Raw genomic sequence first — 24607 nt, 5'->3', positions numbered from 1 at the left:
TTGCTTCGTTTTAAAAAAGCAACTCGATGAAGGGTAAAGCTAGATCAATACACTGCTCGGTAGAGGGCCGTTGTTGTAATCTGGGTTGCCAAATTCAGTTATATTAAAACCCATCGCATTGGCAATAGAGACCAACAATCGATTTTGAGTGTAATTGCTAATACTGGTATTTTTATTAGCTGATCCTTCACTAGAAGGATTATGGTTAGGGGCACCTAACACCTGGCACAAGCCCATTTTAAAGTGACCACCCCCGCCGCCAATAACGTTAAACTGATCATGCCAATCGTGGTTTCGCGAGACCTCTGAATACCAATGCACAATCGAGTTATCGAGCAAGGTTTTACCGCCTGGCTCAGTCACGCTTTGCAATTCTTGCAATAGCTTCACGTAGGTATCGGCGCGGTATTTAGCAACCGATTCAATAAAACGATTATTAGCCGTGCCGCCATCGTGGGTTGCGCCATGGTAATTGCCATTACCATTCGGTAAAAAATTTAAACCGCCGGTAAATAAATGGCCAAAGTCCATATGGCCAATAACACGCGTAACATTGCAGGTAAAAGCTATGCGAATCAGCTTAATATATTCGTTCATATATTTATCATGCTGATTCATCGGGTTTTCGAAGCTTTCGGGTAAATCACAACTCATGCCACCTGTAGCCGGCTGCTCGGCCAATGACTGTTCAAGGTTGTTAATCTCTTCTAAATGCTGATCTAAACGTGCGGAATCTTCGCTACCTAACTGGCGACGAATACGTTTTAGCTCTTCGGCGACAGCGGCATAGGCGCTGCGCTGACCATCATTCGCTGGGGCTGTTGAACCGCCGCCAGAGGGGGCGAAGCGCACCATTTCTTCATAAAGCGACTTAGGTGACTGATGGCGCTGCAAGAAAGTACCATTGCGAAACGAGCACGACTTCCATACCTCGTCATTATTAAAGCCCGAACCATTTTTATAACCGGTTAAAAAATACGGCCGCTTAACGCCGTCATTATTTTCGATCATTTTATCGCCCATCCACACCTCGAGTGATGAATGGTTGCCCAACGAAAACCCACCTTCAAGCTTGGTGCCTGTGCGGCCAGTATGAAGCTCGCGCCCGGTCAGCATGGTTAAACCCGAAGGCTTATGCCCGCCGGCCATTTTGTAGCCATCGCGCCCAGTGACATAACCGGCTTTATTGCCTAAGCCGCGCAACAGTGACATTTTATCGGCCATCGCATTTAAGCTGGTAAATGAACCTCTAAAACGCAAATTATTGCCTTGGCTATTAGGCATCCAGTTTTTAACAATATCGCTACTGGGGAATACCGGCGTATACCAAGGAACATAACGAATAATATCACCGGTAGCCGCTTGCGCATCCGCATTTAATAACGGTACAAACGGGGTTAAAGCACTTACAGCAACGGCGCCACCCACTCGAGACATTAAAGCGCGGCGTGTATATTTATCTTGATTCATTATTCTTACTCCACGTTTTATTGGGCGTCGGCGTTACGAAATCGAAAACTAGAGCTTGTCACTATCGCGTAAATCATTTCTTTTAAAGAGTAGTTATTGTTTTTGAAACGCGTAAACATGGCGTCGGAACTACAGATATCCTCTTGGGTAATAAAACGGCCGTTGGCGCGCACAAACCACTTTTCGGTATAACACGCTGCAGCCGTATCACTGGCGGCTAACGCCTCGCTAAAATCAATCGCACTGTCAAAGTTTTTGGGTAAGTCAAAAGGTTTAATTCGCTCAAAGATCTCGCCGGTGGAGTCCACATCAACTGTAAATGTAGGCCCAGGCTCTTGCCCTTGTTCGGGGTCGCTATCGACTAGCGTGTACTCGGTACGGTAGCGGCCTAGGCCGTCATAGTTTTCAAACATAAAACCAATCGGGTCCATTAATTCATGGCAACCTTGGCACGCACCACCGGCCTTTAAATGCACTTGCTCAAGCTTTTGGCGGAAGGTTAAATCATAGTCTGGCGGCAATTTAGGGAACTGCGCCAAAATATCTGCAGAAGGTTCAGGTATAGGGTCGCACAATACATTTGTACGTATATTATTGCCGCGCGCACTAATGCCTGAATCTAATTCATGGGCACCTAAGCGCATAAAGGCAGAGCGCGTTAATAAACCGGCACGGCGTTGCGCGTTAAGCTGTACAACCGAGCCACCGGCATACTGCGGCGCACCATTTGTATTTACGCCATACATTGCCGCAAGTGCGTCATCGACAACCGCTGTGCGAGACGTAAATATATCGCCTAGCGTGGCATCTTGCTCTAGCGTTAAATAAGCACTCACACGTGCAACTTCATCACGCGCAGCGCGCACACTCGCAACATTGTGGTTGTTATCAGCACCGGTTTTAACACCACACACATCGGCGCCGCAATAACACACCGCGCCTTCGCTTAGTTTGCAATCAGTCGCGCCGCTATAAAGGCCTTGGCACTGCGGCGTGTTTGCGCACTCGCCGGCTAAATCTGCTTTTGTTATTTCTTGAATAACCGGCTCTGCCTCTTGCAAAGCATTTAAAGACAACCAGTTATCGTAGAAAAAACCAATGCCGTCAATTGCTCTGGCATCCTCTAACATTTGCGCGGCCTTGGCTTTAACCTTGGCGCTGGTATTTAACTCGCCTGCTTCACCGGCTGCAATTAGGTCACTATCAGGGGCGCGATCCCAAATCAAAAACGCCAACTTCGAGGCGATCTCGGTACCACTTAGCGCTTTACGGGTTGCCGTTTGTGCGTACATTTCGTAGTTGGTTTGCGGCGCTAAAATTAACGCGAGGGTTACGGCCTCTACGGCTGGCTTACCACCACCGGCAGCTGTTGCGATTGCTTTAAATGTTGTTACCTCGGCAGCGCTTAATGTACGGCGGAATAATAGCCGGCCATATTGTTTGAGGTAATGTTCAACACAGCCAGCATTCGCAATATCGCAGCCCATTAAATTGGCGTAGTTATTCGCCGCACGGGTGCCTATGGTTTTGCCCCAGTTATCCAAGGCGGATATTTGAAAGAAATTAGCGCCTTTACCGTAGTTAGTCGCAAAACCCGCAAGCACGGTATCGTCGGCTAAATCTTTAGCAATATTGGCAGCGTTAATGTTGAGCGGGGTAAAGGTATCAGCCAGTAAATGAGAAAGCTGATTTTTAGTAAGCATACGCAACGGTGAATTTAAATGGTCTTGCGCCGTGCCCCCAGCCTCGCAAGCGATTGGCTTTTCGTCTTCTACGCCTTCGTTCCAGTTTTGCCCGCTAATGTAAGCGGCTATATCGGCCGAGCATTGCGCACCGCACAAGCCAGGGTTAGCGCGCGGCATGGTTTGGCGAATATAATCGGCAAGATTCAGCACTTGCCCATCCACAACAAACGCATTGCGATCGGAATAAATTTTTTGAATCCCTAAGCCTTCACCGCTTTCACCGTGGCAACCTGCGCAGCCTTGCTCTTTTGTTAGGTATAAAGTTTTACCACGGGCGGCATCACCCACAACACCACTTTGGTTAGCGCTTATTTTAAATTCGATAAAATCAAAATTAGCACCGCCGGTATCCATAGTTACACGCACAACATGGTCACCGGCATCTAAGGCAACATTGTTGATCATTACCGTATCAAAGGCCGTCCAGCCGTTAGTCGGCGCTGCAACACTGCCCACCGCCGCGCCGTTTACACTGACGGTAACGGTTTTGTTTGCATTAGTCGCCGCTAGGCTTACGCCGATATTATAAATTTTGTCTTCAGGTACGCTAATTTTGTACTCTAGCCATTCACCAGCATCGGTCCAATTGACATCACAAGTACCACCACCTGCCGCTTTAGGTTGGAAATCAACCGGTTGATTTGTATCACCGCAACTCCCTTTGTTTTCTGGGGTTGAATCCTCAAAGGCAATAAAATCTTCCGATTGAATAAGCGCAGGAACACCCACCGAAGGAATAATCGGCGCCGCGCTAGATGAGCTGCCAGCCGCGCTCCAGTCAATGCCCTTATAGTGATCCACAATGTAGCGCGTAACATTAAGCGCGCAATCGTCTTCGCACTCAAAACCTTTATTCCACGGCATCTCGTCGTTGTTATAAGCAACGAGAGCTTCAAAGCTTGGATATTCAACAGTGCTAAGCTGGGTAAGGTCTTGGCCAAAACCTTTGCCGTCTTCGTCGTGGCACATTTGGCACTGTGCTTGGTAGATCCCTTCGCCTAACGCAAAGTCACCAGCACCAGTAGCGGAAGATACAGCCGCCGAGGAAGACGATAAGGCCAAGCTAGAAGACGCCGGCGCGCTTGAGCTAGGCTGGCTTACCACCGAGCTAATGGCAACGCTAGATACAGACACCACGCTGGATGCCGCGATGGAACTTGAGCTTGGATCTAAGCTGGAAGATTCCGTTGTACTGGTACCAGTACAACCTACCAAAGCAAGTGCCATTGCACCTGCAAGCACACGATTAAACATAGGGCCACCTTGATGTGTTTGCGCCTAAGCGTGACTTTTTCAACAAATAATCTGGAATAAGTCGGCGCTATTTTTATACGTTTTACGCACCAAAAACTCATTAATGGGTGCATCGACACCAAATGTAGCATGACGAATCTTGCAGTATTCAAGATCCCTTCAAAACTGTGATACACACCCAACAATTACCTATATGGTCGAAAAAACCCCATATGAAATAGCGGAATTCTTAATCCATTCCCTCCTTTCCAACGCTAGTGCTGCAAATGTTTAGCGCTAATGCGTAGCCGCTAACACTTTGCTGACCTTGCCGGCACAAACAGTAAAGGCCGGCTGCTCTGGCTAGCGTGAACTACACTCAGGGAATACGTTAACCACTCGCTCTACGGCCCTACTAAATGAACGCACAAGCACAAGCGAAACAATCAAGTACACACGCAGGCTCCTATATTACTTTCCAAACAGGCAATGCTCGCTTTGCCCTAGAGGTGGAGTTTGTTCGCTACATTACGGCGGCAAACAGCCTTAAAAAGCGCGAAACACCCGACGAGCAACAAAATACACATACGCTTTTTGACTTTAATGACCAAGCTGTTGCCCTTTATCGCTTTAGCGACATTATTGGCACACACTCGCAAGCTAAAAGCATTGCCGAGCTTATTGAGCTACTGACACAGCGCAAACAAGACCACATCAATTGGATGCAAGCCTTAGAGCATAGCCTGCAAACCGGTACGGCATTCACCAAAGCAACTGACCCACACAAATGTGCATTTGGCTTGTGGTACGACACCTACAAAACCGACGACGAAGAGCTAGCGGCGATTATGTCCCGCTTTGATGCCCCCCATAAACGCATTCACGCGCTAGCCGAAAAACTGCTTACCATAGCCGCGAAGCCACAAGGAATTAAAGAAGCACTGGCAATACTGGAAGCCGAAAAAAGATCTACCCTTAGCGAGCTATTAAAGCTATTTGCCTTAGCCGCAGCGCGCTTAGAAGATATTCTAAAACCGGTTGTCATTATTATTGCAATGGACCAAAGCCATTACGCCATCGAGCTAGACAGCATCGAAGATATTCGATCGTTTACTGAAGAAGATTGGCTGCCAGATATTCAGCAACAAAGCGCGCAATTAAATTGCTGCGATGGTTTTTTTCAAACCGCCGACAACAAACTCTTTTTAAAGATTAACCCTCACAAAACACGCGATGTTATTGAATATAAATGGAATGACCCCAAACCCATTGCCATGCCAGCTTAGTAGAACCATGCACCAAATATTGGCCAATAAAAAAAGACACCGCCGTTTATGCACATGGGTAGCCGCCCTAGGGTTGCTGCCCACCCACTACGCCCTACCCAGCTACGGGCAAGAGGTTATCGAAGAAGTACTTGTAACAGGGCAAGATTACCTATCATTATTACCTAAACAAAAAAGCAGCAGTGCATTTGGCTTAGATAAAATCATCACCCAAACACCACGCTCGGTAACCGAGGTAAGCAGCGATTTAATCGAGAAATTTGCATTGCGCAGCGTCGATGATTTAGTGCGCTTAACGCCCGGCGCATTCACTAGTTCTTTTGTTGGTATTAAAGGCGCTATGGATATTCGCGGTGAACCGGCCGATAACTATTACCGGGGATTTCGGCGCATTGCCAACCCCGGCGCATTTAATACCAATATTCGCGGGGCCGAAAAAATAGAAATTATGCGCGGCCCGGCATCACCGCTATATGGCAACAGCAGCATTGGCGGCCAAATGAATTACATCCCAAAAACGGTTAAATCCACCGCCGCTAAGCAAGACGGTGTTGTATCCGGCGATATTGGCTTTACTGTGGGTAGTTATAAACAGCGCATTGCCGCGCTTAACTTAAGCCTACCGCTTACACTCAATAACCAAGATGGCGGCATGCATGTTTTTGCCGAAATAGAAGATTCACAATCCTATTATGATGTATACGAGCCAAGCAACGAATTACTTCAAATTGCATTTAATATCGATACAAGCAACCGCACCACTATCGAATTAGGTGGCCAATACCAATACAGCGATAGCATTCAGGTACCCGGTTGGAACCGCGTTACCCAAGCATTAATTGACGACGGCACTTATATTACCGGCGCCCCCCAAGAGCGCAATACCGGCGAAGACCCAAGCCAGTTACTACCGCAAGAAAGCGGTTTTATTACCTCTGCAGCCCCGGTTAGCATTAACAATGCTTTTAGCAATGTTGGGCGGTTTTGCGTGCCTGCCGAACGCGGTGGCGATTTTGATGCCGCCGCCACTTACAACGGTAAAGAGCTTGCCTGCTTGGGCGGCTCGTACTTGTACCCGCTTAGCAACGTGGGCACCACTTACCTAGAACACAGCACAACCTTTATTGATGACAATGATTTTGCCGATACCACAGCAATAACCGCCTACCTTGATATTAGCCATACATTTGCAAATAACGCCAGCTGGAAAACAGCGCTTTTTTACGATGCGATGAATCATAAAAAGTATCAAAGCTGGGGCTTTACGGCACACTACCCCAACGCACAATTGTGGGAATTAAGAACGCGCTATAACTTTGAATTAAACACCCAGCACCTTAGCGCCAAGACCCTCGTTGGGGCCAATTATCGGCACGAAGATTTAACACTTAAGCACGCGTTTTTAGACGAGACCTTCGACTTTAGAGACATTAGCCAAGGCCCAACTCCCAACGACCGCATAGCCCCAGCCATCGATAACCCCCTTGCCAATGTCCACTTTGGTACAGACGCAAATGGCAATACCGTCATTGCCGAAGGCACGGTTTATCGCAATTATAATGTGCACGAAGTTTCACAAAATAAAAATGCAGGACTCTTTGCCCTTAGCGATATTAGCCTTAAACGCTTTAATCTTTTATTAGGCGCCCGCTATGATCAGTTTCAATTACAGGCAGAAGATATTGCCACCACGTTATTAGGCAACCGTTTTGATTCCAGCCACAGTGCTCCTGGCCAGCAACGCGCACGCGATAATGCATTCAGTTATAACGGTAGCCTTTCGTATCAATTTACTAGCGGCTTTATTCCATACATCACCTACGCAAAATCTCACGCTATGACGGCTAATCAGCTCGGTGGTGCTATTCCCAAAACGCTGGCTAGCAAAGCATTTTTACAGGATTCTTCATTATTTGAGGCCGGCATAAAATACGATGGATTTGATGGTCGCTTATACGCCGCCCTCAACTATTACAATCAAGATAAGTCCGAGCAAGCTGGTCAAACTCAAGCATTAACCGAGGTATTTGGCCAAGGCTATGAATTAGAATTAAGAGCGGTAGCCAGCGATGCTCTTTCCATAGTCGCAACAGCAACTCATTCAGAAACCTACGAAAAAGGCGACAAGATCTTTACCGTCATTAATGCCGCCGATTTCGCCCGGCAAAACGGGCTTGCCGCTAGCGACATTTATGGCGGCCGCATTGCCGGCGAAAGGGCAACCTTTGTAGGCGAAGGCGCCAAGCTTGAACGCGGTGGCCTACCCAACAACATCCTTAGCGTTTTTGGTACCTACCAAGCTCCACTCAACCTACCTTTTTTAACACCCGCACCAAACAACACCGGCAAGCTAACCACAAGCTTGGGTTTTACTTGGGCCGATAAAACCGCAAGCGACGTTTTTGGCTCTGTTATTTTACCCAGCTATACCGCATGGACAGCCTCTTTAAGGTATGAAACCCAGCGGGTCACCACACTGCTACAAATTAACAACCTCACCAACGAAAAATACTACACCTCCGCCGATTTATTCGACTCCGTTGTAGTAAAACCCTCTGAAGGCCGCACGCTTTCGTGTAGTTTCAGCTATGCGTTTTAACCTAGTTACCGCAGAACTAAAAAGCGTTACCGTTAATCGCGCAAGTCATTGGGACGAGAATTGGGGATCCATAACAAACCCCTACAGCACGCATCAGCGACCGAGATACGCGCAAAGGGAGGACATGAAGTGCAGAAAGAGCTAGGTTTGATTGTGTTCTTATCAACGAATAGCACAACCAAACGGCTAACTCCTCCTGTTTTTTTACAAGCGTTACGAGGTGTACCTATACTGCTGGTCCAATCTTATAAACCCGCCTCGTCCTTATATACCTCGCGGCCTTCAAACACAGTTAGTTTTACAACCGTATTGTGAATCTCGCTTTGATCAATAGTCAGTAAATTTTGATCCAGTACGATAAAATCCGCATCCTTCCCTTCTTCGAGCGAGCCTGTTTTATTTTCATTTTCCATTGCGTAAGCACCGCGCATTGTTAACGCATAAATTGCTTCCTCAACACTAAGCCCCATGTTTTCACCCATTGGGTAATCAAACTCCGGATCTACTGGGTTTGTTCGCGTTACCATTGCCTCAATGGCATTCCACCACTGCAAACCGTGCACGGGCCAATCACTACCAAAGCAATAGTGTGCTTGCTCGTCTTCGGCTTCTCTAAACGGCCAGTATCTGTCTGCTTTGTCTTTATCGTACAATCGCCAAAGCGCAGAAGTCACTTGGCTTGGCCACCACATTTGAGGAGAAAATTCGATAAGCATATTGGCATCACGCGCGCGTTTAATATCTTTATTTAAGATACTATTACTGTGTGCTATTTGATGCCTTGGTCCACTCGGGCCGTTATCCCTGCGAGCCAATTCAACGGCACTGACAAACCAGTGCGAAGCTTGGTCACCAATGGCATGAGCAATCACTCGAATGCCTCGGCGATCCATATCGGCCACCATGGCGCACAATTCCCGAAACGTAAAATTCACTACACCAAAACCGCCACTCAAACAGCAACTATGCGCTAAATCTTCTTCGCCATGATCATGGTTATGCTCATCCACCTCAAACTGATTGCCTTTAATTCTAGGCAACTCAGCGCCAATATTAAACTGAGTCTTTTCAAAGGTCGTTCTATTAGGGGGAATTCCATCTAAATAAAATTTAACACTGTTCGTATTAATATGGTCCGTCATGTATTCAAATCGTGCACCTGCCATCAGCTCCCAGCGATCGGGAACACATACGACATCGTCTTTCCAGCTAATGCTTGCTTCAATTTTCAAATTCAATTGGCTTTGACGATCCAATTCTCGCAAGGCTTTTAAGCGTGGAGTATTTAAATGCAAAAATTTTGCGGAGGTAATTCCCTGGGCATGCAATAACGCTGCTCCCCTGGCAAACATTTTAATAAAATCGGAAACAGGAACCTCTGGCATTATCGCCTTAATTAAGGTTTGCGCGCCTTCCTGAAACAATCCATTTGGCCGCCCATCTTCGAAGCGACAAATCACTCCGTTGCTTGGGTCAAGCGTATCTTTTGTAATGCCAGCCAAAGCAACCGTTTTGGAGTTTGTTAGTAAGGTGTGATGTCCATTATCAATTATTGCAATTTTTCGGTCAGGCACAAATGAATCTAACCAATCGCTATCCATGCCAATGCCCTCTTGCTGGAAGGCAAACGGATTGATTGGCCCCACATAAATCCAGTCGTCTTTATCCAACTGCTGATCCAGCGCGACAATCTTGTCTTTCATTTCTGAAACGGACTGTGGAAATTGAGGCCAAAAGTTAAAATAACTAAACTCTCCCGCCAAGGCCCAATCGGGGTGACAATGCATGTCATGTATACCCGGCATAACAAATGCTTCTTTCAAGTCCAACACTTGGGTATTAAGGCCTTGAAACCTCATTACAGCTTCTTCATCACCAACAGCTATAATTTTATCCGAGCGAACAGCAATTGCCTTAGCCCATGGCTGCTCTTTATTAACGGTATAAATGTTTCCATTGCGATATATCTTATCAGCGTAATTTACACTGCTGTCTTCTCGGGTACTCATATGCATCTCCGTCGTATACAAAAAGGTTTTTAACAAATAACTATAAAATGTAATCTATAAAATGAAATCTAAAATCGCGAAGCAAAATAAACTAAACAAAACTAAAGGCGTTCTTGGTACTAGCGGATCGCCCTCTAAATTCAACAAATTTATTCATATCACGAATATTTAGATAGATATTTGTTGATTTTACAAACTTCCATGTCTGCCCCAGCTCGATCGAATATTTGTGACCGGGATAGATGTGAACGTCATCATTTAGTTGTGAGTGAAGCATTTGAAGACTCTGATATAAATCCACCGAGCTAGAGCCTGGGCCCACACACATACCACAGCCTTCGTTGAATAAAGTGTCGCCAGTAAAAACTGCATTGCCAATTTTGAAACAAGTACTGCCCGCCGTATGGCCGGGTGTCACTATTGGTTCAACGGTCATACCAGCACAACGAAGCTTGTGATGTGCATCGAACACCTTAAAGAAATAGTTTTCTAAACAATAGAAATCGCGCTCCTTCCTGGAAATCCAAAGATCACAACCATACGCCTGCGCCAAGGGTTTCGCTAGATCAATGTGATCATGGTGATGGTGCGTAATTAAAACAGCTTTCAAAGTCAGCGAATTTTCGAGTAAAACGTGTTGTATTTTATCCATTTCCCAAGCGGGGTCGATAATTACCGCCTCTCTCGTTAACGGGTTTTCTACTATCCAGCAATAGTTAACGTAGCGGCCTTTAGATACTTTACACCAGTACACAACTACATCACTTAATACATCCTTTCTCATATTTTCGTACCGAGAGCTATTATCATTTTTTGGATCGGGCCGCTAGGAAACTGCGTTCTATTAATTAGCCGCATGCCATTTCTGATGTAATTTTTTTGGCCAAATCCAGTGTTCTTCTATTCTTCCAAGAGACTACCCCTTCTTTGTTTAGCCACCGATTAAAGTCCACCATCGATTTCTCACAAGTTAGGCCTTTATCCAAGCCCCATGACGAGCCACCTTCACTCAACATGTATCTCAACAATAACGTTAGCTTCAATGACGGGATTTTTTCCGCCTCGATCTTCTCGCTTTCAGAGACATAGTTAGAATTACTAGCGATTTCTGCCCACAATGCATCAACGCCTTTAGGGAAATATTTTTTAACTAAAGCACTGTCAGATAAATCCGTGCGGCTCTGCGCCAAATCGCTTTTCCACGCATTCAGCAGAGATTTGGCGACTCCGCGATAACTGTTATTTCGCGTAACAACGGTAACATCCACTCCAAACTCAAATAGTTCTGGATGCGGCGCCAAACCAAAGTCGTTATCTGTCAGGTCTTCGAGCAACTGTTTTAATTGTTCAGAATTCTCACTTTCTTTGGTGCATTGAAAAATATCGGCAGCCAATACAAAATCAAATCCAGCTTGAAGTGCACTGTTAATTGAACTTGGGGCACCAATATTTTTTGAGCTGCCAATCCAAACCTTCTGTAACTCTTGGGGCAAGCAAGCTTCCATGTTATTTGAATCCCTTAACTGCTTAAGCGCGTGAACAGACTGAATGTCGCCACTAAATACTATCGCATCAACAGGCATAACTTTTTTATGTTGATCGGCTTTAAGGGGGCGCGTCGAATCTTGCGTAGCCAGCTGATTAACGAGCGCATCCGGAATGGGGCGTAAAAATTTCGTTGCCTGCTCCATGGTATCCACAAGCGCAATGAGCGTACACTTGGATTCTCCACCTAGCGTTTTTAACCGCAAATCAGCAAGCGCAGTGTTGACGGAATGAAATCCGCTTACAAGAACATTTTTTACCTTTGATCCGGCCAAGATTTTTGCAACTTGCTGATCAAAATTGTGATCGAATATCTTTGATTGCCACCGAAGACTTAGCGACTCACCAGCCTTTAATGATTTCTCTCTTTTAGAAATCGCGTTTTTTACAGTATCCAAGCTACCTGCCGGTAACTCGGTGTATGCCAAAAAGCCATTGGTATTTAAGGTAGAAGAAATATTATTTTTTACATCGCCCACTACCGGGCCAACCACTAGGCTCGATTCACACTGAAAATACCTTTGAAAATCAGAGGGGTTTTCAAGAGCGGTTTCACTGTTATTCGAAGAGTGCGCTTTGCGTTCTTCGTCTGTATGTTTTTGTTGCGTTGAAACGTCGCTAAGCCCTTCTATCTTGATCGGACCACATTTATCCTTAATACTGCCAACTAATTTTGTCAGTACATCTCCTGGTCCAATTTCAGAAAACTCAAAATCACCAAAACCCATTAACACCTGTACAGATTCGGTCCACCGCACGGGGTTACTTATCTGTCGGCTCAGCAATGCTTTAACTTCGCTGGCTGAACTGTAGGGTCTCGCGGTGACATTAGATAGAACGCGAATTTTAGGCTCACTGAATTCAAACTGATCAAGGTAGGCCGAAAATTGCTGAACAACCGGCTCCATATACCGGGAGTGAAAAGGTGCGCTGACATTTAACGGAACACAGTTTGCTCCACCGCGCGTCAATATGCGCTCCGCAACGGCCAAACTTTTACCCGGCCCCGCAATCACCGTCTGAGACGGCTTGTTATAGTTGGCAATATCAATTTCATCAATTTTGGACTTTTTGAGTAGAGACGCAATCTTATCGGCCTCCATATTCAGTACAGCTGTCATACGGCCTTCGACGCCCGTATCAGCCATTAACTCCCCGCGTTTTTTTACGAGTTTTAGCCCCGTTTGAAAATCGAAAACACCAGCAGCAAATAGCGCAGAATATTCACCTAAGCTATGCCCAACCACAACATCTGGGGTACCGCCTTGCTCCACCGCTTCCAGATAACTCAGGCACTCAACAACATACAAGGCAGGCTGGGTATATTGGGTGTTTGAAAGCTTCTTTTGTGCATCTTTCAAACAAAGATCTTTTATCGAATAGCCAAGCGTTACATCGACCTGCTCAACATACTCCGGATATTTATCAAAAACAGATTTACCCATACCAGGATGCTGAGATCCCTGACCTGGAAATAGATGAACTTTCATAGGCTTGTTGTCCTTTTCTTTATTCACTAATTTTGGCTTATCATTGGCGAGCTTAATCACACTGTTTTTTAATTTATTAAACCGATCGAGATCACTGCCAAAAGGATCCAATACGGGGAAAACTTTACTACTGTTTGACTGAGGCTTATTGATACGCACGAAGTTTGACAAGGTTGAAGAAGGGCTAATATCAATAAACGTTAGTTCACCAAATGAAAACAATTGATCCAAAGTTTCCGTAAGCATCATCGGTTTACGTATCACATTCCAAAGATGCTCAGGTGAAAATGTTTCCAAAGCACCTTTCGATGCACAAGAGAACACCGGTAACTGAGGCTGACTATAGTCTTGACTACTTATAAACGGTAAAACTTTAGCCTTTTCACTCTCTAAGAACGAGGAGTGAAACCCTTGGTTCACAGCAAGCGGCTGGTAGGAAACCAAAGCGCTATTAAATGCCATATGGCATTGTTCTAGGTCCTTAAGGCGGCCGGCAATAATAAAATGCTGCTTACTGTTTATTCCCGCAATTTCACAATTGTTACGCTGTATGATTGGGTCTAATACATAACGCTCACAAATTACTGCGGTCATACCCGTGGCATTTTCTGAGCTTTCGAGTGTAGACGACTGATGCAAAACAAGATCCAGCAGGGTATTCGTATCAAAAGCGCCAGCAATTGCCAATGCAGAAAACTCTCCTAAACTTGAGCCCAACAGTAAGTCGGGCTTGATGCCTTCAGCTATTAATGTTTTCGCTAAAGCAAACTCCACCATGACAATGGCAGGGTGCGTTTTTGATAGGTCATTAAAGCTTTCGCTCTTCTTTCTTTCTGGCTTGTACAACTCCGACACGATCGAGAAACCAGACTTTTCTTTAACCAATTGATCCATTTCCGACATGCATTGCCGAAATACCGAATGCGATTGGTAAAGATCCTCTCCCATTCGAAAATATTGGCTACCTTGCCCCGAAAACATAAAAACATTGTGTTTTCCTTTTTTCTTTTCAATCGTGCTCATGCCCCGTCCTCGATAGTGCCTCGTTCTACTGATACTTCGCCTTATGCTTCTTCGGCAAACTCTTCTTCGACAGACTCCGATGCCGAGATGACCCGTGCCAATTGCTCCACACTCGGGTTTTCTAAAATGTCGGAAATCGCCATATCGGTATTCAATACAGTCCTAAGCTCAGTGATCAACTGTGTCGCTAACAGCGAGTGCCCCCCCAGCTCAAAAAAGTTGTCGCTCCGCCCAACTACATCTATGTCCAATAAATTTTCAAACGATTTGGCAAGCTGTTGCTCAAGGCCCTCTCTGGGTGCTGAAAAATGGGTGTCAATATTAGGTCTTGGATGGCGCTTCTTAGGTTTAGTCGTATCCGTTTTGAAACCTTCCATTGTTTGTTTATTAACCCACTTATCGATACGAGCCTGCAGGTCGGTGGAAGAAATAGTGATATGATTTTTAGATGAATATGCCAGGCTTCGATGGAAGCAATCAAGCCCCTCATCCACTGTGAGCGCGATGTTTCTAAGCCTATCGGTGATATTGTCATGAAGCGTTGTGTTTTTGTAATCCACGATTTTCCATTCGATATCCCAGGAATCCCAACACTGAACATTCCATTGATAATCTTTGTTGCGGTTACTGTATTCCGCAAAGGAAGCCGCTAGACAATTCGATGAGCCGTAAGAAACAAATAATATTCCGCCAAGAATCGACCCTAATGAACTCATGACAAGTCGAAAATCCAATGCGTGATTTTCAAAGACTTCATCAAGCGCCATGAGTGCGTAAGGCACCGTAATAAAGTCCCTTTCCGTCAGCGCGAAGCTGGCTTTATTAACCGCTCGAACATGGCCGTTCGCCGAGCCGCCCGAACAATGAATAACGCCATTTATTGACCCGTAAACACTTTCTGCTTCTTTAACAATCTTAGTTAGCTGCTCGACATTGCTGTCTTCAGGCATCGGTGAAACGAAAACTCCTCCGAGTTCAATCAACTCTTTACATCCACCAATCTTCACCGAAACATCTTCTTTTGGATCGTGCGTTTCTAGCCAAGTATCCCACTGCTCCATTGCCGGCATAGAGACATCACCCAAAATCAAAACTTGCGCTTTATATTCTGTTAATAGGTGCTTAGAAACCTCAAGGCCAATTCCAACCAAACCATCATATACAAGGTAAGTGCCAGCCTCTTTAATTGGGTTCGCGGCGCTCATTTCAGGGCTGATGATTACGCGCTCATAACTTTGAACCCAGCGACGATCATTGCGATAAGCCACAATGAGATCAGTATCATCTGTCGACATCTCGGCAACAACGTTTGAGAGGAGGTTCTCTTCTTCCTTAGAGCTCTTCATTGGAATGCTAAAATCTAAGGACTGACAAGTAATATTCTGGAATTCTTGCTGTAGGACCTTCAGCAAGCCAATAATCGACGCTTTTTCTGGGCGAACCTTTTCTAGGCCGGTGACATCGTGCATATCAGTAGTTAATACTTTTATAGATAACTCTGAATTAGACTTTATGTGATTTAAAGCTTGTACAAAGTTGAGTACGCTGTAGTAACACTTTTTCTGAATAGCCCTAAATCCATCGACGTTCACCTTAGAGGGTTCACGACTTTTCGCTTCCGCGCCCCAAAGATGGACTACTCTACTGGGTAGCTCAAAGGTGTCTTTTAGGGAGGTAACTAATTTCGAATAATCATCAAAATCATCTGGATTCAGTTTATATTTCGTGTCCGATATTTTTTCAAACTTGTCACCCTGAAAAACCGTGATGATATTATCTTGGGTAGACGGCAATTGCTGAACAAGCTGCTTTGAAAAATTGGTGCTATTAGCAAAAATGAGCCATTTGGCATTTTCTACTTTCTCTTCATTTTTCAGCGGGCGTAGAGTTTTTCGTTGCCATGATTGCTCATAAAACCACTCACTGGGCGTGCCTGTTTTATTGTTGAGCTTATAGTCAGTTGAATCCCTATTGTTGGACCTCTCAAACTCCACCCAATAGCTTTGAAGATCAAACGGATACGTGGGTAGCGAAATTTTGTTACCAAAAACAAAAGCAGGGCTTTCAATTTTGTCAATATCTCCGTTTATCCACGATCGCACGCTCTCAATGGAAGCGTTAACGATATCGGTTGGAAATTCATAATTATCAATCGTTTCTGCATTGCAATATTGCTCGGTTTCACCTGCCGCAATTGCGTCTAGCTTTACAATAGCATCACCAATGTCTTTAACAAAGATCACAGCCTTTTGTTGAAAGGTGTTTCTGCCTGTTTGAAGGGTATAGGCGATATTTTCGATTCTGACATCTTCGGTTTTTAAACAATAATTCGCCAAATTCGACGCCATTTCTGCCAGCACCGACTTTGTTCTCGCTGAAAGATACAGCGCCATTGAACCCTCGGTGCCGCTGTTATGCGATTGAATCTCTCGCGCTGCAGCCTGCTCCATTACGATATGGCAATTGGTTCCGCCAACAGCTAGGGAACTTATACCGAGCCGGCGAACGGGGTTGCTCCAATCGGACAGCTTACTGTTCACCTCAAACGGTGTTTCTTCAAATTTGATTTTGGAATTCGGGGTATCGAAATTGATGCTAGGCGGAATTTGACTGTGCTCTAGAGCCAGAACACTCTTAATAAATGAAGCGATCCCAGCAGCGGCTCCTAGGTGCCCGATATTGGGCTTTACAGAACCTATTTTACACTGGCTATCAACTTGATCGAATTCATCGAAAACATTCACCAAGGCTGCAATCTCAATCGGGTCGCCCAATTTAGTGCCTGTACCGTGGGCCTCAATATATGAAATATCTTTTGGTTCCAGATCGGCAGAAGCTAGCGCCTGGATAACCACCTCTGACTGCCCTTTTACACTGGGCGCGGTATAACCCACTTTATCATTGCCATCATTATTAATGGCAGAACCTCTTATGATGGCTCGAATGTTGTCGTTATCTCTGATCGCATCACTTAGGCGTTTCAATAGAACAACGCCGCAACCACTGCCCCAAAGCGTACCCGTAGCATTTTCATCAAATGCTCGACAATGGCCATCCTTTGCCAAAATGCTATCGTCAACGTACATGTATCCCGCTTTATTTGGAACCATTACAGAAGCACCGCCAGCGACGGCCATATCGCACTCACCCAGAAGCAAACTCATTCTCGCCAAATGGACGGCAACCAGCGAAGAAGAACAAGCCGTATTAACATTTACACTTGGCCCTTTTAAATTTAATTTGTATGACAAATGCGTGGGCAAGTGGTCTTTATCATTGCTAATTAATATTTGTTGCTCGCCCGCAACCTTATAAATTTCCTCGTTACCACAAAGCTGATTATTATAATATTGCGTCACACCGGCGGAGCCATAGACTGCAACTGGATCTTCGATTGAATATGGGTTATAGCCGGCATCCTCAAACACTTCCCAACCACACATTAAGAACAGTCTTCTTTGCGGGTCGAGTATTTTTGCCTCCCCTGGACTAAAACCAAAAAATCCCGCATCAAATTTTTCGATATCTTCTAAAGTCGGCGCATTGCGCACGTAATTCTCTGCATTGAATTGTTCTGGCTTTATACCATTCGCAATAAGGTCTTCGTCGCTTAATACCTCAACGCTTTCAACTCCGTTTCTAAGATTATCCCAAAAAGCATCAATATTTTTAGCGCCTGGAAACCGGCAAGACATTCCGATTACTGCAATGGCCATATCATCTTCTGTATTTGACATTTTTAGATCCCCATTTTCCTTATATATTTTCAATTAATGTGGGTTGGCTTATGTGCTAACCCGTTTTAAGATTTTTAAGTATGCTGCGTTGCTTTAGAGCCCTAACTCGGCTCTTGCTCATTTTTCTATTGGCCTTTGGCTCTTCGTGTGACAAATGTTTAGATAACGAAGAAATTGAAGGAAACTGAAACAAGACCGTCACCGGAATTTCCTTTTTCATCTCTTTGCTTATCTTGCTCGCCAAATCCACCAACTGTAATGAAGTGCCCCCAAGGTCAAAAAATGACGCGTTTTTGTCAAGCACGTCTTTGCGCAAAATACTTTTGTAAATATTGCTTAGGGCCTCTTCTATGTCACTGTCCGAAGTAGCGCTTACATTGCGGCTAGCTACGCTCTTAGCTTCAGCGGGCTTAAGTTCAGCAGACTTAGCTTCAGCGGGTTTAGTTGCACTGGCATTAGCTTTGTTAATAGCAGCTTGTATTTTGTCGATAGAATTGAGATTTAAGGCCACCTCAGCCATTTCGACGGGTGATTTATTATTGAAAGTTTCAATTACCTTAGGTTGTTCGTTAACATCCTGCGATTTAAACTCTGGATTAAACTTAAAGCGCAACGCATCTTCAACCTTAATGAGGTACTTGTGCTCCTGGGGATCCCAGCTAGAAGGCTTTATTGAATCGTAAAACTTCTTAATTGGAATATTTTTTTCGGTTTCAACAAAGTCCAGTTGCACACTTGCCACGCTTCTTTGAGATGCCTTCTTTGCCACCTCATTGATCATTCGGTGCTCAACGCCCTTACCTAGCACACGACAGCTCAGCAAAAAACTATCGAGAACAACACAATCTTTATTAAAGCTATACAGCAAAACGCCAACTAAACCGTATTCTCCAAACCGATCCTTTACCGAGACCGTCGTGCATTCGTAACCGCGATCTCGAATCATCTGTTCCAACTGCGATTGACTGTGCCGCCGGGTTGTCGCATTAAATTGGTTGGTACGCAAAAACAGCTGGCTTACGCGCCCTATAGTGCTGTCATCGACCGGCTGAAAATCAATTTGAAGCTCCAAGCTATCGATGAAATCCTGAAAAGAGCTAGAATTCTTTAAGGCTTTATCGCGTTTAATATTCTGCTGATAAAGGTCAGTACGCTTCGAGTCTTCCCCTGAGACCCCTTTACGGTCTAGGTCCCAAAGCGAATTCAACATGGACTCAATCTCTTTCGATTCTTGAGGGAATTGAATGGTTAATACTTGGGGTAAAGCGGCAGATACTTCCGCACACTCAATTGGGTTGTCATCAATAAAGACGAAGCTATCCAAACCCAAATTAAGCTCGTTAGACATCTCAATGATATTCTTTGATTTCGCGTCCCAATTAACCTTCCAAAGAACAACGTCGTCTGACTTAAGTGGCATATCTGTTCGCTGACCAAATACGGAAGCAACATCCTCCTCGACATTTTTACTGGCAACACACAATAAAACACCCGCATTTTTCTGCTCGACTAGAAACTCTTGTAATTTTTGGCGTGCGGGGTCAATTTGGATTCCCTCACAGCCGAGTTCACCAACGACCCCCTTCCATAGCGTGTTATCACAATCGACTACAATCACTTTATACGGACTGAGAAAGTGCGACCTAACGCTGCGTACAAGTGCGGTACCAATCGCCGAAAAATAGCTAGATGTAAAGGGCACGTGACCAACGCTGTCTGCAACTGAGTCAAACTTTTCGTCGACAGAGTAATAGGCGTCTATCTCGTCGCTCCCTAGGACATTGATATTGCTAAAACCGCTGGCGACTTTTTCCACCCTTTCACGAAGCAAATGCTCTTTAGAATTTTCCTGATTCGTGGGCAGCAGCACTACCACGAGCGCAGTGGAAACTGAACTTCCATATTGAATCAGCGCTTTTTCGAAATCATCAAGAATTCGATTTAACTCTTCATCAACGGAGCCGACGGAACTATTCTGTCGATTGAAGCGCAGCCAATCATCTAAACGGACCAGAACAGTATTCACGCCCTTCGGGTTACTGTATAAGCCTTGCGAAGGATCAAGTAGTTGCTGAAACACCTGGTTGTAAGGCGCATAGTCGAGGCCTAGGTTTAAGCCGACTTTATCCAGCCAAAAATTAAGCGTTTCGGACAGCGGCTCAGCCGTAAAGGTAGATGAAATGAGTAATTTTCCTTCCTCATTTCGCTCATTTTCCTTCGTGTCACACAGTTTGCACAGTGCGCCAATCGAAGAACAAACCAGGCTTTCGCCTCGGCTTAAGATATCAAGGGTGTATCCAAGCGCAAGCTCAAAAGCGTTTAAAATCGATTCTACAGTTTTTGTCTCAAATAGATCCGAATCGAAATCCATGGAGACACGCAAACGCTCCCCCATGATATCCACCGAAAATAGAATATCAAAATCTAGGGTGACCAATGGAATCGGGAGGGTTTTTAGGCTAATTCCATTTTCTTGCAGTAAATACTCATCGCGATTAATCATATTGAAGAGTATTTGAAACATTGGATTATGGTTTTTAGGTGATGGGACTTTCAGTTCCGCGGCAATATCACCAAACCCCATATTTTGATGGTCAAAGACATTATAAAGATCATTTTTAACATCCTTGGTATAAGACTCGAAGTCTTGTTCTTGAGTAACCTTAGACCTTAAGACCAAAGTATTCGCCAAAAAACCAACCATATCTTGGCTATCGGGTAAATGCCTATTCGCGTTTGGCACCCCGATAAGGAAGTCGTGCTGTTGGCACAATTCCGAAAATACGACGTTAAAAACCGAATAGGTTAATATAAAAGGAGTAATTGATAGTGACTTGGCGGTATTGCGCACCAAGTTAACGTGCTCCTTACCCAGTTCAAAGTGAAGCTGCTTGGAATTATGAGAGTGACTTTCACCGCGCGGGCTGTCGAAAGGCAAGGTAATCTCGTTAGGTGCATCTTTTAGATACTCCCTCCAAAAACTAATGTCCTGAGACTTCGTCTTTATTTTGGAATCCGCAGACAAGGAAATATAGTCTAGAAATTGTGCACGGCCTAAGTCAATACTTTCACCTTTGCTACCGTTTGTTAACGCGCTGTAGGTAGTAATTAGATCTTTCGCAATAACATCGACAGACGTAATATCTGCAATAATGTGATGAGCAATGATTGAAAGAATTACTACGCCACCTTCATTAATTACCGTCACACGAACAAGTTCTGCCTTGTCGAGTTCAAAAGGTCTTTTTGCTGCTTCGTTGATGATGTCTAAGGCTTGTGCTCTCGACTGGACATTGTCGTGGAATGTAATTTTGATTTTGGATGTATCGACGATATCCTGATAAGGAACACCGTCTTTGGTGCCAAAACGAGTTCTTATTGAACCGTGGGTAGCTACTACAATATCCATTGATTCTTGAAGAATTGACGGATTGAGTGCGGCGGTTATTTCATACGCCGATGAAATATTATGACGGTGGTTATTTGGATACATTTGGGACAAAACCCAAAGCCTCATCTGATCGGAACTCAGCTTACCTTGCTTTTTATTAGAGGAAGTAATACTCCGAACTAGGGTACTGACGCTAGAGCTATCAGCACGCTCAGGCTTTTTGCGCGATTCAACAATGGATGATAACTCGCCCAAATCCTTGCATTGGCCAAATTCACCGACAGTGATATTTGTATCGAAGCGTCTGTTGATTTCTACCACAACTTGGGTCGAATTAATTGAAGTCCCACCCAACGCCATGAAATTATCATTCTCATTAATCGATTCCACAGACAAGTACGTCATCCATATATCTTTAAGGATATCCGCTGTCGTTTCTTTCTTGCGTACCTGATCAACAATATTTATGATTTTTTCTTTATTTTTGGGCTGTACCGCTACTTCTTCGGAATACCAAAAGCGAACTTTTTGGAAAGGGTAAGAGGGTAGCTTTACCAGTCGTCTTTTTTCAGCAGTGGTGCTTCCCCAGGGTACGTCAACGCCATTAACCCAAAGCTTTGCTAGATGCGTTTGATTACCAGATTCCAGTAGCGTTTTTAGAAACCCTTCACCCTCTTGGGTCTCTAGTAGCTCACTCCATTGATCGGATTTCTGGCCCAAATTATAAAAACAGGCTTGTCCACTTTGAGTATTTTTGGAGAAACTTCTTAATTCTTCGATGAGTGTTTCGTGGTCGCGTGTAACAATAGCCAAACGATATGGCATAGCCTCTCTGCCCACCTGCATGGTGTAAGCAAGATCACTCACTCGTACCCTTGGCGTTTCAACATTTTCTGAACCAGAAAGAAAGTTAGCCAATTTGAAGAGCGTTGGGTGTAGTGAAATAATTCGAGCGCTCACATTGGAGTTCATCTCACGAGAAAGGCGATCGGCGATTTTTACATAATCATATATATCAAAGCCCAGATCCAATAGGTGCTCGTCGTAGCTGGTTTCCGGGATATCTTTGCCAGTTTCAGATAAAATAAACTCGGAAAGTTTACTCGGTGAGTACAAGCCACTAATGCCCCCCCCTAAATACTGCTCCTCAACATAGTCAGCAATATTATTTGAATAGGAGCGTAAAACCTCTTCACTTCGTGCTGAAAGCACAAACACCGAATCCTTTTCGTCAGGCGCAGTGTTTGCAATTTCCTCTTGCTCGTACTCTTCTACAACAATATGCGCATAGGCACCACCGATACCGAAGGAGCTAATTCCTGCTCTTCTAGGAAATCCGCTATTGGCTTCCCATTTTTTATTTTGTCTATTGATGTACAGAGGGGACCCTTCCATATTGATATAGGGGTTAATCTCTTCGAGGTGAGGCATTGCAGGGATTGTTTTATTTTTCATGGCTAATATCACTTTAATTAGCCCAGCTATACCTGCAGCACCTTCAGCGTGCCCAATATGAGCCTTGGTGGTCCCGAGGGCACATTGCGCAATATCAGTATTTACGCCTTTAAAAGCTTGCTTTAAACCCTGAACTTCTATTGGATCGCCGAGCGAGGTGCCCGTTCCATGCGCTTCAATATAGGAAATACTTTCTGCGGGGATACCACCAGCGTACAGCGCTTTTTTAATCACTGCGGCTTCTTGCGAAACATTGGGCGCAGTGAACGAAGCACTATAACCACCGTGATTTACAGCGGCGCTCTTAATGACTGCGTGGATCTCATCCCCATCACGCTTTGCCTTTTCAAGTGGCTTGAGTAAAACAGCCCCCACGGCCTCCCCAGGCAAATAACCGTCGGCTCGAGAGTCAAAAGGGAAGCTATTTCCAGATTTAGATAGTGCGCCAATGGCACAAAAGTATCGATAATGAAGCGGACTCAGAAGTAAATTAGTACCGGCAACAAAAGCCATTTCACATTCGTCATTTCTTAAAGCTTGCAGCGCTGCGTTAACGGCAACTAACGAGGCTGAGCAAGCAGTGTCCAAAGGTAAACTCGGCCCTTTTAAATCCAAATAAAAGGATGGTCGATTCGCCAACATTGTGAGGGCATTACCAGTCCCAAAATAGGGGCTCATCTCGCCCATGTTCCTTACCAGTTCTAGTTCGTAATCGTGAAAACAAGCACCAACATACATACCGGTGTTTGTTCCCCTTATCTTATTTGCATAGCCAGCATCTTCTATCGATTCATAAATAACTTGCAGTAATAGTCTGAGCTGAGGATCTAAGATCGCGGCTTCTTTTGGGGGAATATTAAAAAAAGAAGCGTCAAACTTATCTACATCAGAAATGAAGCTCCCGCGATCGCAGTATATTTTATCTGCCAGATCATAATTCTCTGATGCCCACTGCGCGTAATCAAATCTGTCGCTAGGAACCTTACTAAATAAGTCTTTCTGGCTAGATATATTTTCCCAGAACTCATTCACATTATCTGAGCCGGAAAACTTACCAGCCATTCCGATAACCGCGATATCTTCCAATTCGGCTTTTACTTTAGGTTTTGCGTAGCTTTTGCTCGCATCCTGGTAATTAGAACCGCCCTCAGCACCCTGAAAAGCATTGAACAGATCCTCCAAATCACCTTCGCTGGCATCCCGAACAAACGACGCAGCGTGACCTCTCCTACTCTGCAATTCTTGAGATTCAAATTTTTTATCGGGTTGTTCGATATACGAATATGTCTCTTTAACGTTGGCAGCGGCTGCCGGTGCATCAGCACTTCCAACTTCGTCTATCAAGTATGTTGATAATTCAGAAATACTCTGATACTCGAAGAATATTGTGGGTTGCAGGTCAATATCGAATTCCTTTTTAATATCATCCACAATATTCACTAGGCCAATAGAGTCAACACCTAAATCCATTATGTTCTTTTTTAAATCAGATTTAGTGATAGACGATTTCGTAATCACTTCAATCCGCCTAATCAGATAATCAACCATTGATTGGCTCGTATTTTTACCAGCCATTTTTCTAGACTCTATCATCCTCTCCATAACATAATCCTGCATTAGTTAA

Annotated in this window: 9 protein-coding genes; 2 read left to right on the top strand and 7 right to left on the bottom strand. The window is 44.7% G+C overall.

Annotation, left to right across the window (positions count from 1 at the left end; translation table 11 throughout):
- Positions 1–39: 39 nt before the first annotated feature.
- Together MARGE09_RS06425 and MARGE09_RS06420 are read right to left on the bottom strand one after the other, a co-directional pair.
- Complete coding sequence (locus MARGE09_RS06425) at positions 40–1470, bottom strand: DUF1552 domain-containing protein (RefSeq protein ID WP_236986522.1); 1431 nt, start codon at positions 1468–1470, stop codon at positions 40–42.
- 17 nt (positions 1471–1487) lie between these two features.
- The gene (locus MARGE09_RS06420) at positions 1488–4469 is read right to left on the bottom strand and encodes a DUF1588 domain-containing protein (RefSeq protein ID WP_236986521.1); all 2982 of its coding nucleotides are present in this window, start codon (positions 4467–4469) and stop codon (positions 1488–1490) included.
- Positions 4470–4867: 398 nt separating this feature from the next.
- Here MARGE09_RS06420 and MARGE09_RS06415 point away from each other — a divergent pair, with 398 nt between their 5' ends.
- A complete protein-coding gene (locus MARGE09_RS06415) occupies positions 4868–5734 on the top strand; it encodes a CZB domain-containing protein (protein ID WP_236986520.1) in 867 nt (288 codons plus the stop codon).
- Positions 5735–5741: 7 nt separating this feature from the next.
- Complete coding sequence (locus MARGE09_RS06410; RefSeq protein ID WP_236986519.1) at positions 5742–8333, top strand: TonB-dependent siderophore receptor; 2592 nt, start codon at positions 5742–5744, stop codon at positions 8331–8333.
- A gap of 245 nt (positions 8334–8578) precedes the next feature.
- Here the strand turns inward: MARGE09_RS06410 and MARGE09_RS06405 are convergent, their stop codons facing one another.
- From MARGE09_RS06405 to MARGE09_RS06385, 5 genes are all read right to left on the bottom strand, one after another.
- Complete coding sequence (locus MARGE09_RS06405) at positions 8579–10342, bottom strand: amidohydrolase (RefSeq protein ID WP_236986518.1); 1764 nt, start codon at positions 10340–10342, stop codon at positions 8579–8581.
- A 91-nt stretch (positions 10343–10433) separates the two neighbouring features.
- Positions 10434–11126, bottom strand: coding sequence for an MBL fold metallo-hydrolase (locus MARGE09_RS06400; RefSeq protein WP_236986517.1), 693 nt, complete (start codon positions 11124–11126; stop codon positions 10434–10436).
- Between the two features lie 64 nt (positions 11127–11190).
- Entirely contained in the window at positions 11191–14400 is a 3210-nt protein-coding gene (gene fabD, locus MARGE09_RS06395) for an ACP S-malonyltransferase (protein WP_236986516.1), read from the bottom strand.
- Positions 14401–14441: 41 nt separating this feature from the next.
- Complete coding sequence (locus MARGE09_RS06390) at positions 14442–18137, bottom strand: type I polyketide synthase (RefSeq protein ID WP_236986515.1); 3696 nt, start codon at positions 18135–18137, stop codon at positions 14442–14444.
- Between the two features lie 55 nt (positions 18138–18192).
- Positions 18193–24585 carry an HAD-IIIC family phosphatase gene (locus tag MARGE09_RS06385; RefSeq protein WP_236986514.1) on the bottom strand — a complete coding sequence of 2131 codons (6393 nt, stop codon included), beginning with the start codon at positions 24583–24585 and terminating at the stop codon, positions 18193–18195.
- Positions 24586–24607 lie beyond the last annotated feature (22 nt).

Origin of the sequence: Marinagarivorans cellulosilyticus, assembly GCF_021655555.1 — a bacterium.
In the GTDB taxonomy this organism is placed as follows: Bacteria; Pseudomonadota; Gammaproteobacteria; order Pseudomonadales; family Cellvibrionaceae; genus Marinagarivorans; species Marinagarivorans cellulosilyticus.
This window is presented reverse-complemented; position numbering and strand designations above follow the sequence as displayed.

Coding starts and splice junctions, on each gene's coding strand:
- MARGE09_RS06425 (WP_236986522.1), bottom strand. CDS start 1,470: ATGAATCAAGATAAATATACACGCCGCGCTTTAATGTCTCGAGTGGGT.
- MARGE09_RS06420 (WP_236986521.1), bottom strand. CDS start 4,469: ATGTTTAATCGTGTGCTTGCAGGTGCAATGGCACTTGCTTTGGTAGGT.
- MARGE09_RS06415 (WP_236986520.1), top strand. CDS start 4,868: ATGAACGCACAAGCACAAGCGAAACAATCAAGTACACACGCAGGCTCC.
- MARGE09_RS06410 (WP_236986519.1), top strand. CDS start 5,742: ATGCACCAAATATTGGCCAATAAAAAAAGACACCGCCGTTTATGCACA.
- MARGE09_RS06405 (WP_236986518.1), bottom strand. CDS start 10,342: ATGAGTACCCGAGAAGACAGCAGTGTAAATTACGCTGATAAGATATAT.
- MARGE09_RS06400 (WP_236986517.1), bottom strand. CDS start 11,126: ATGAGAAAGGATGTATTAAGTGATGTAGTTGTGTACTGGTGTAAAGTA.
- fabD (WP_236986516.1), bottom strand. CDS start 14,400: ATGAGCACGATTGAAAAGAAAAAAGGAAAACACAATGTTTTTATGTTT.
- MARGE09_RS06390 (WP_236986515.1), bottom strand. CDS start 18,137: ATGTCAAATACAGAAGATGATATGGCCATTGCAGTAATCGGAATGTCT.
- MARGE09_RS06385 (WP_236986514.1), bottom strand. CDS start 24,585: ATGGAGAGGATGATAGAGTCTAGAAAAATGGCTGGTAAAAATACGAGC.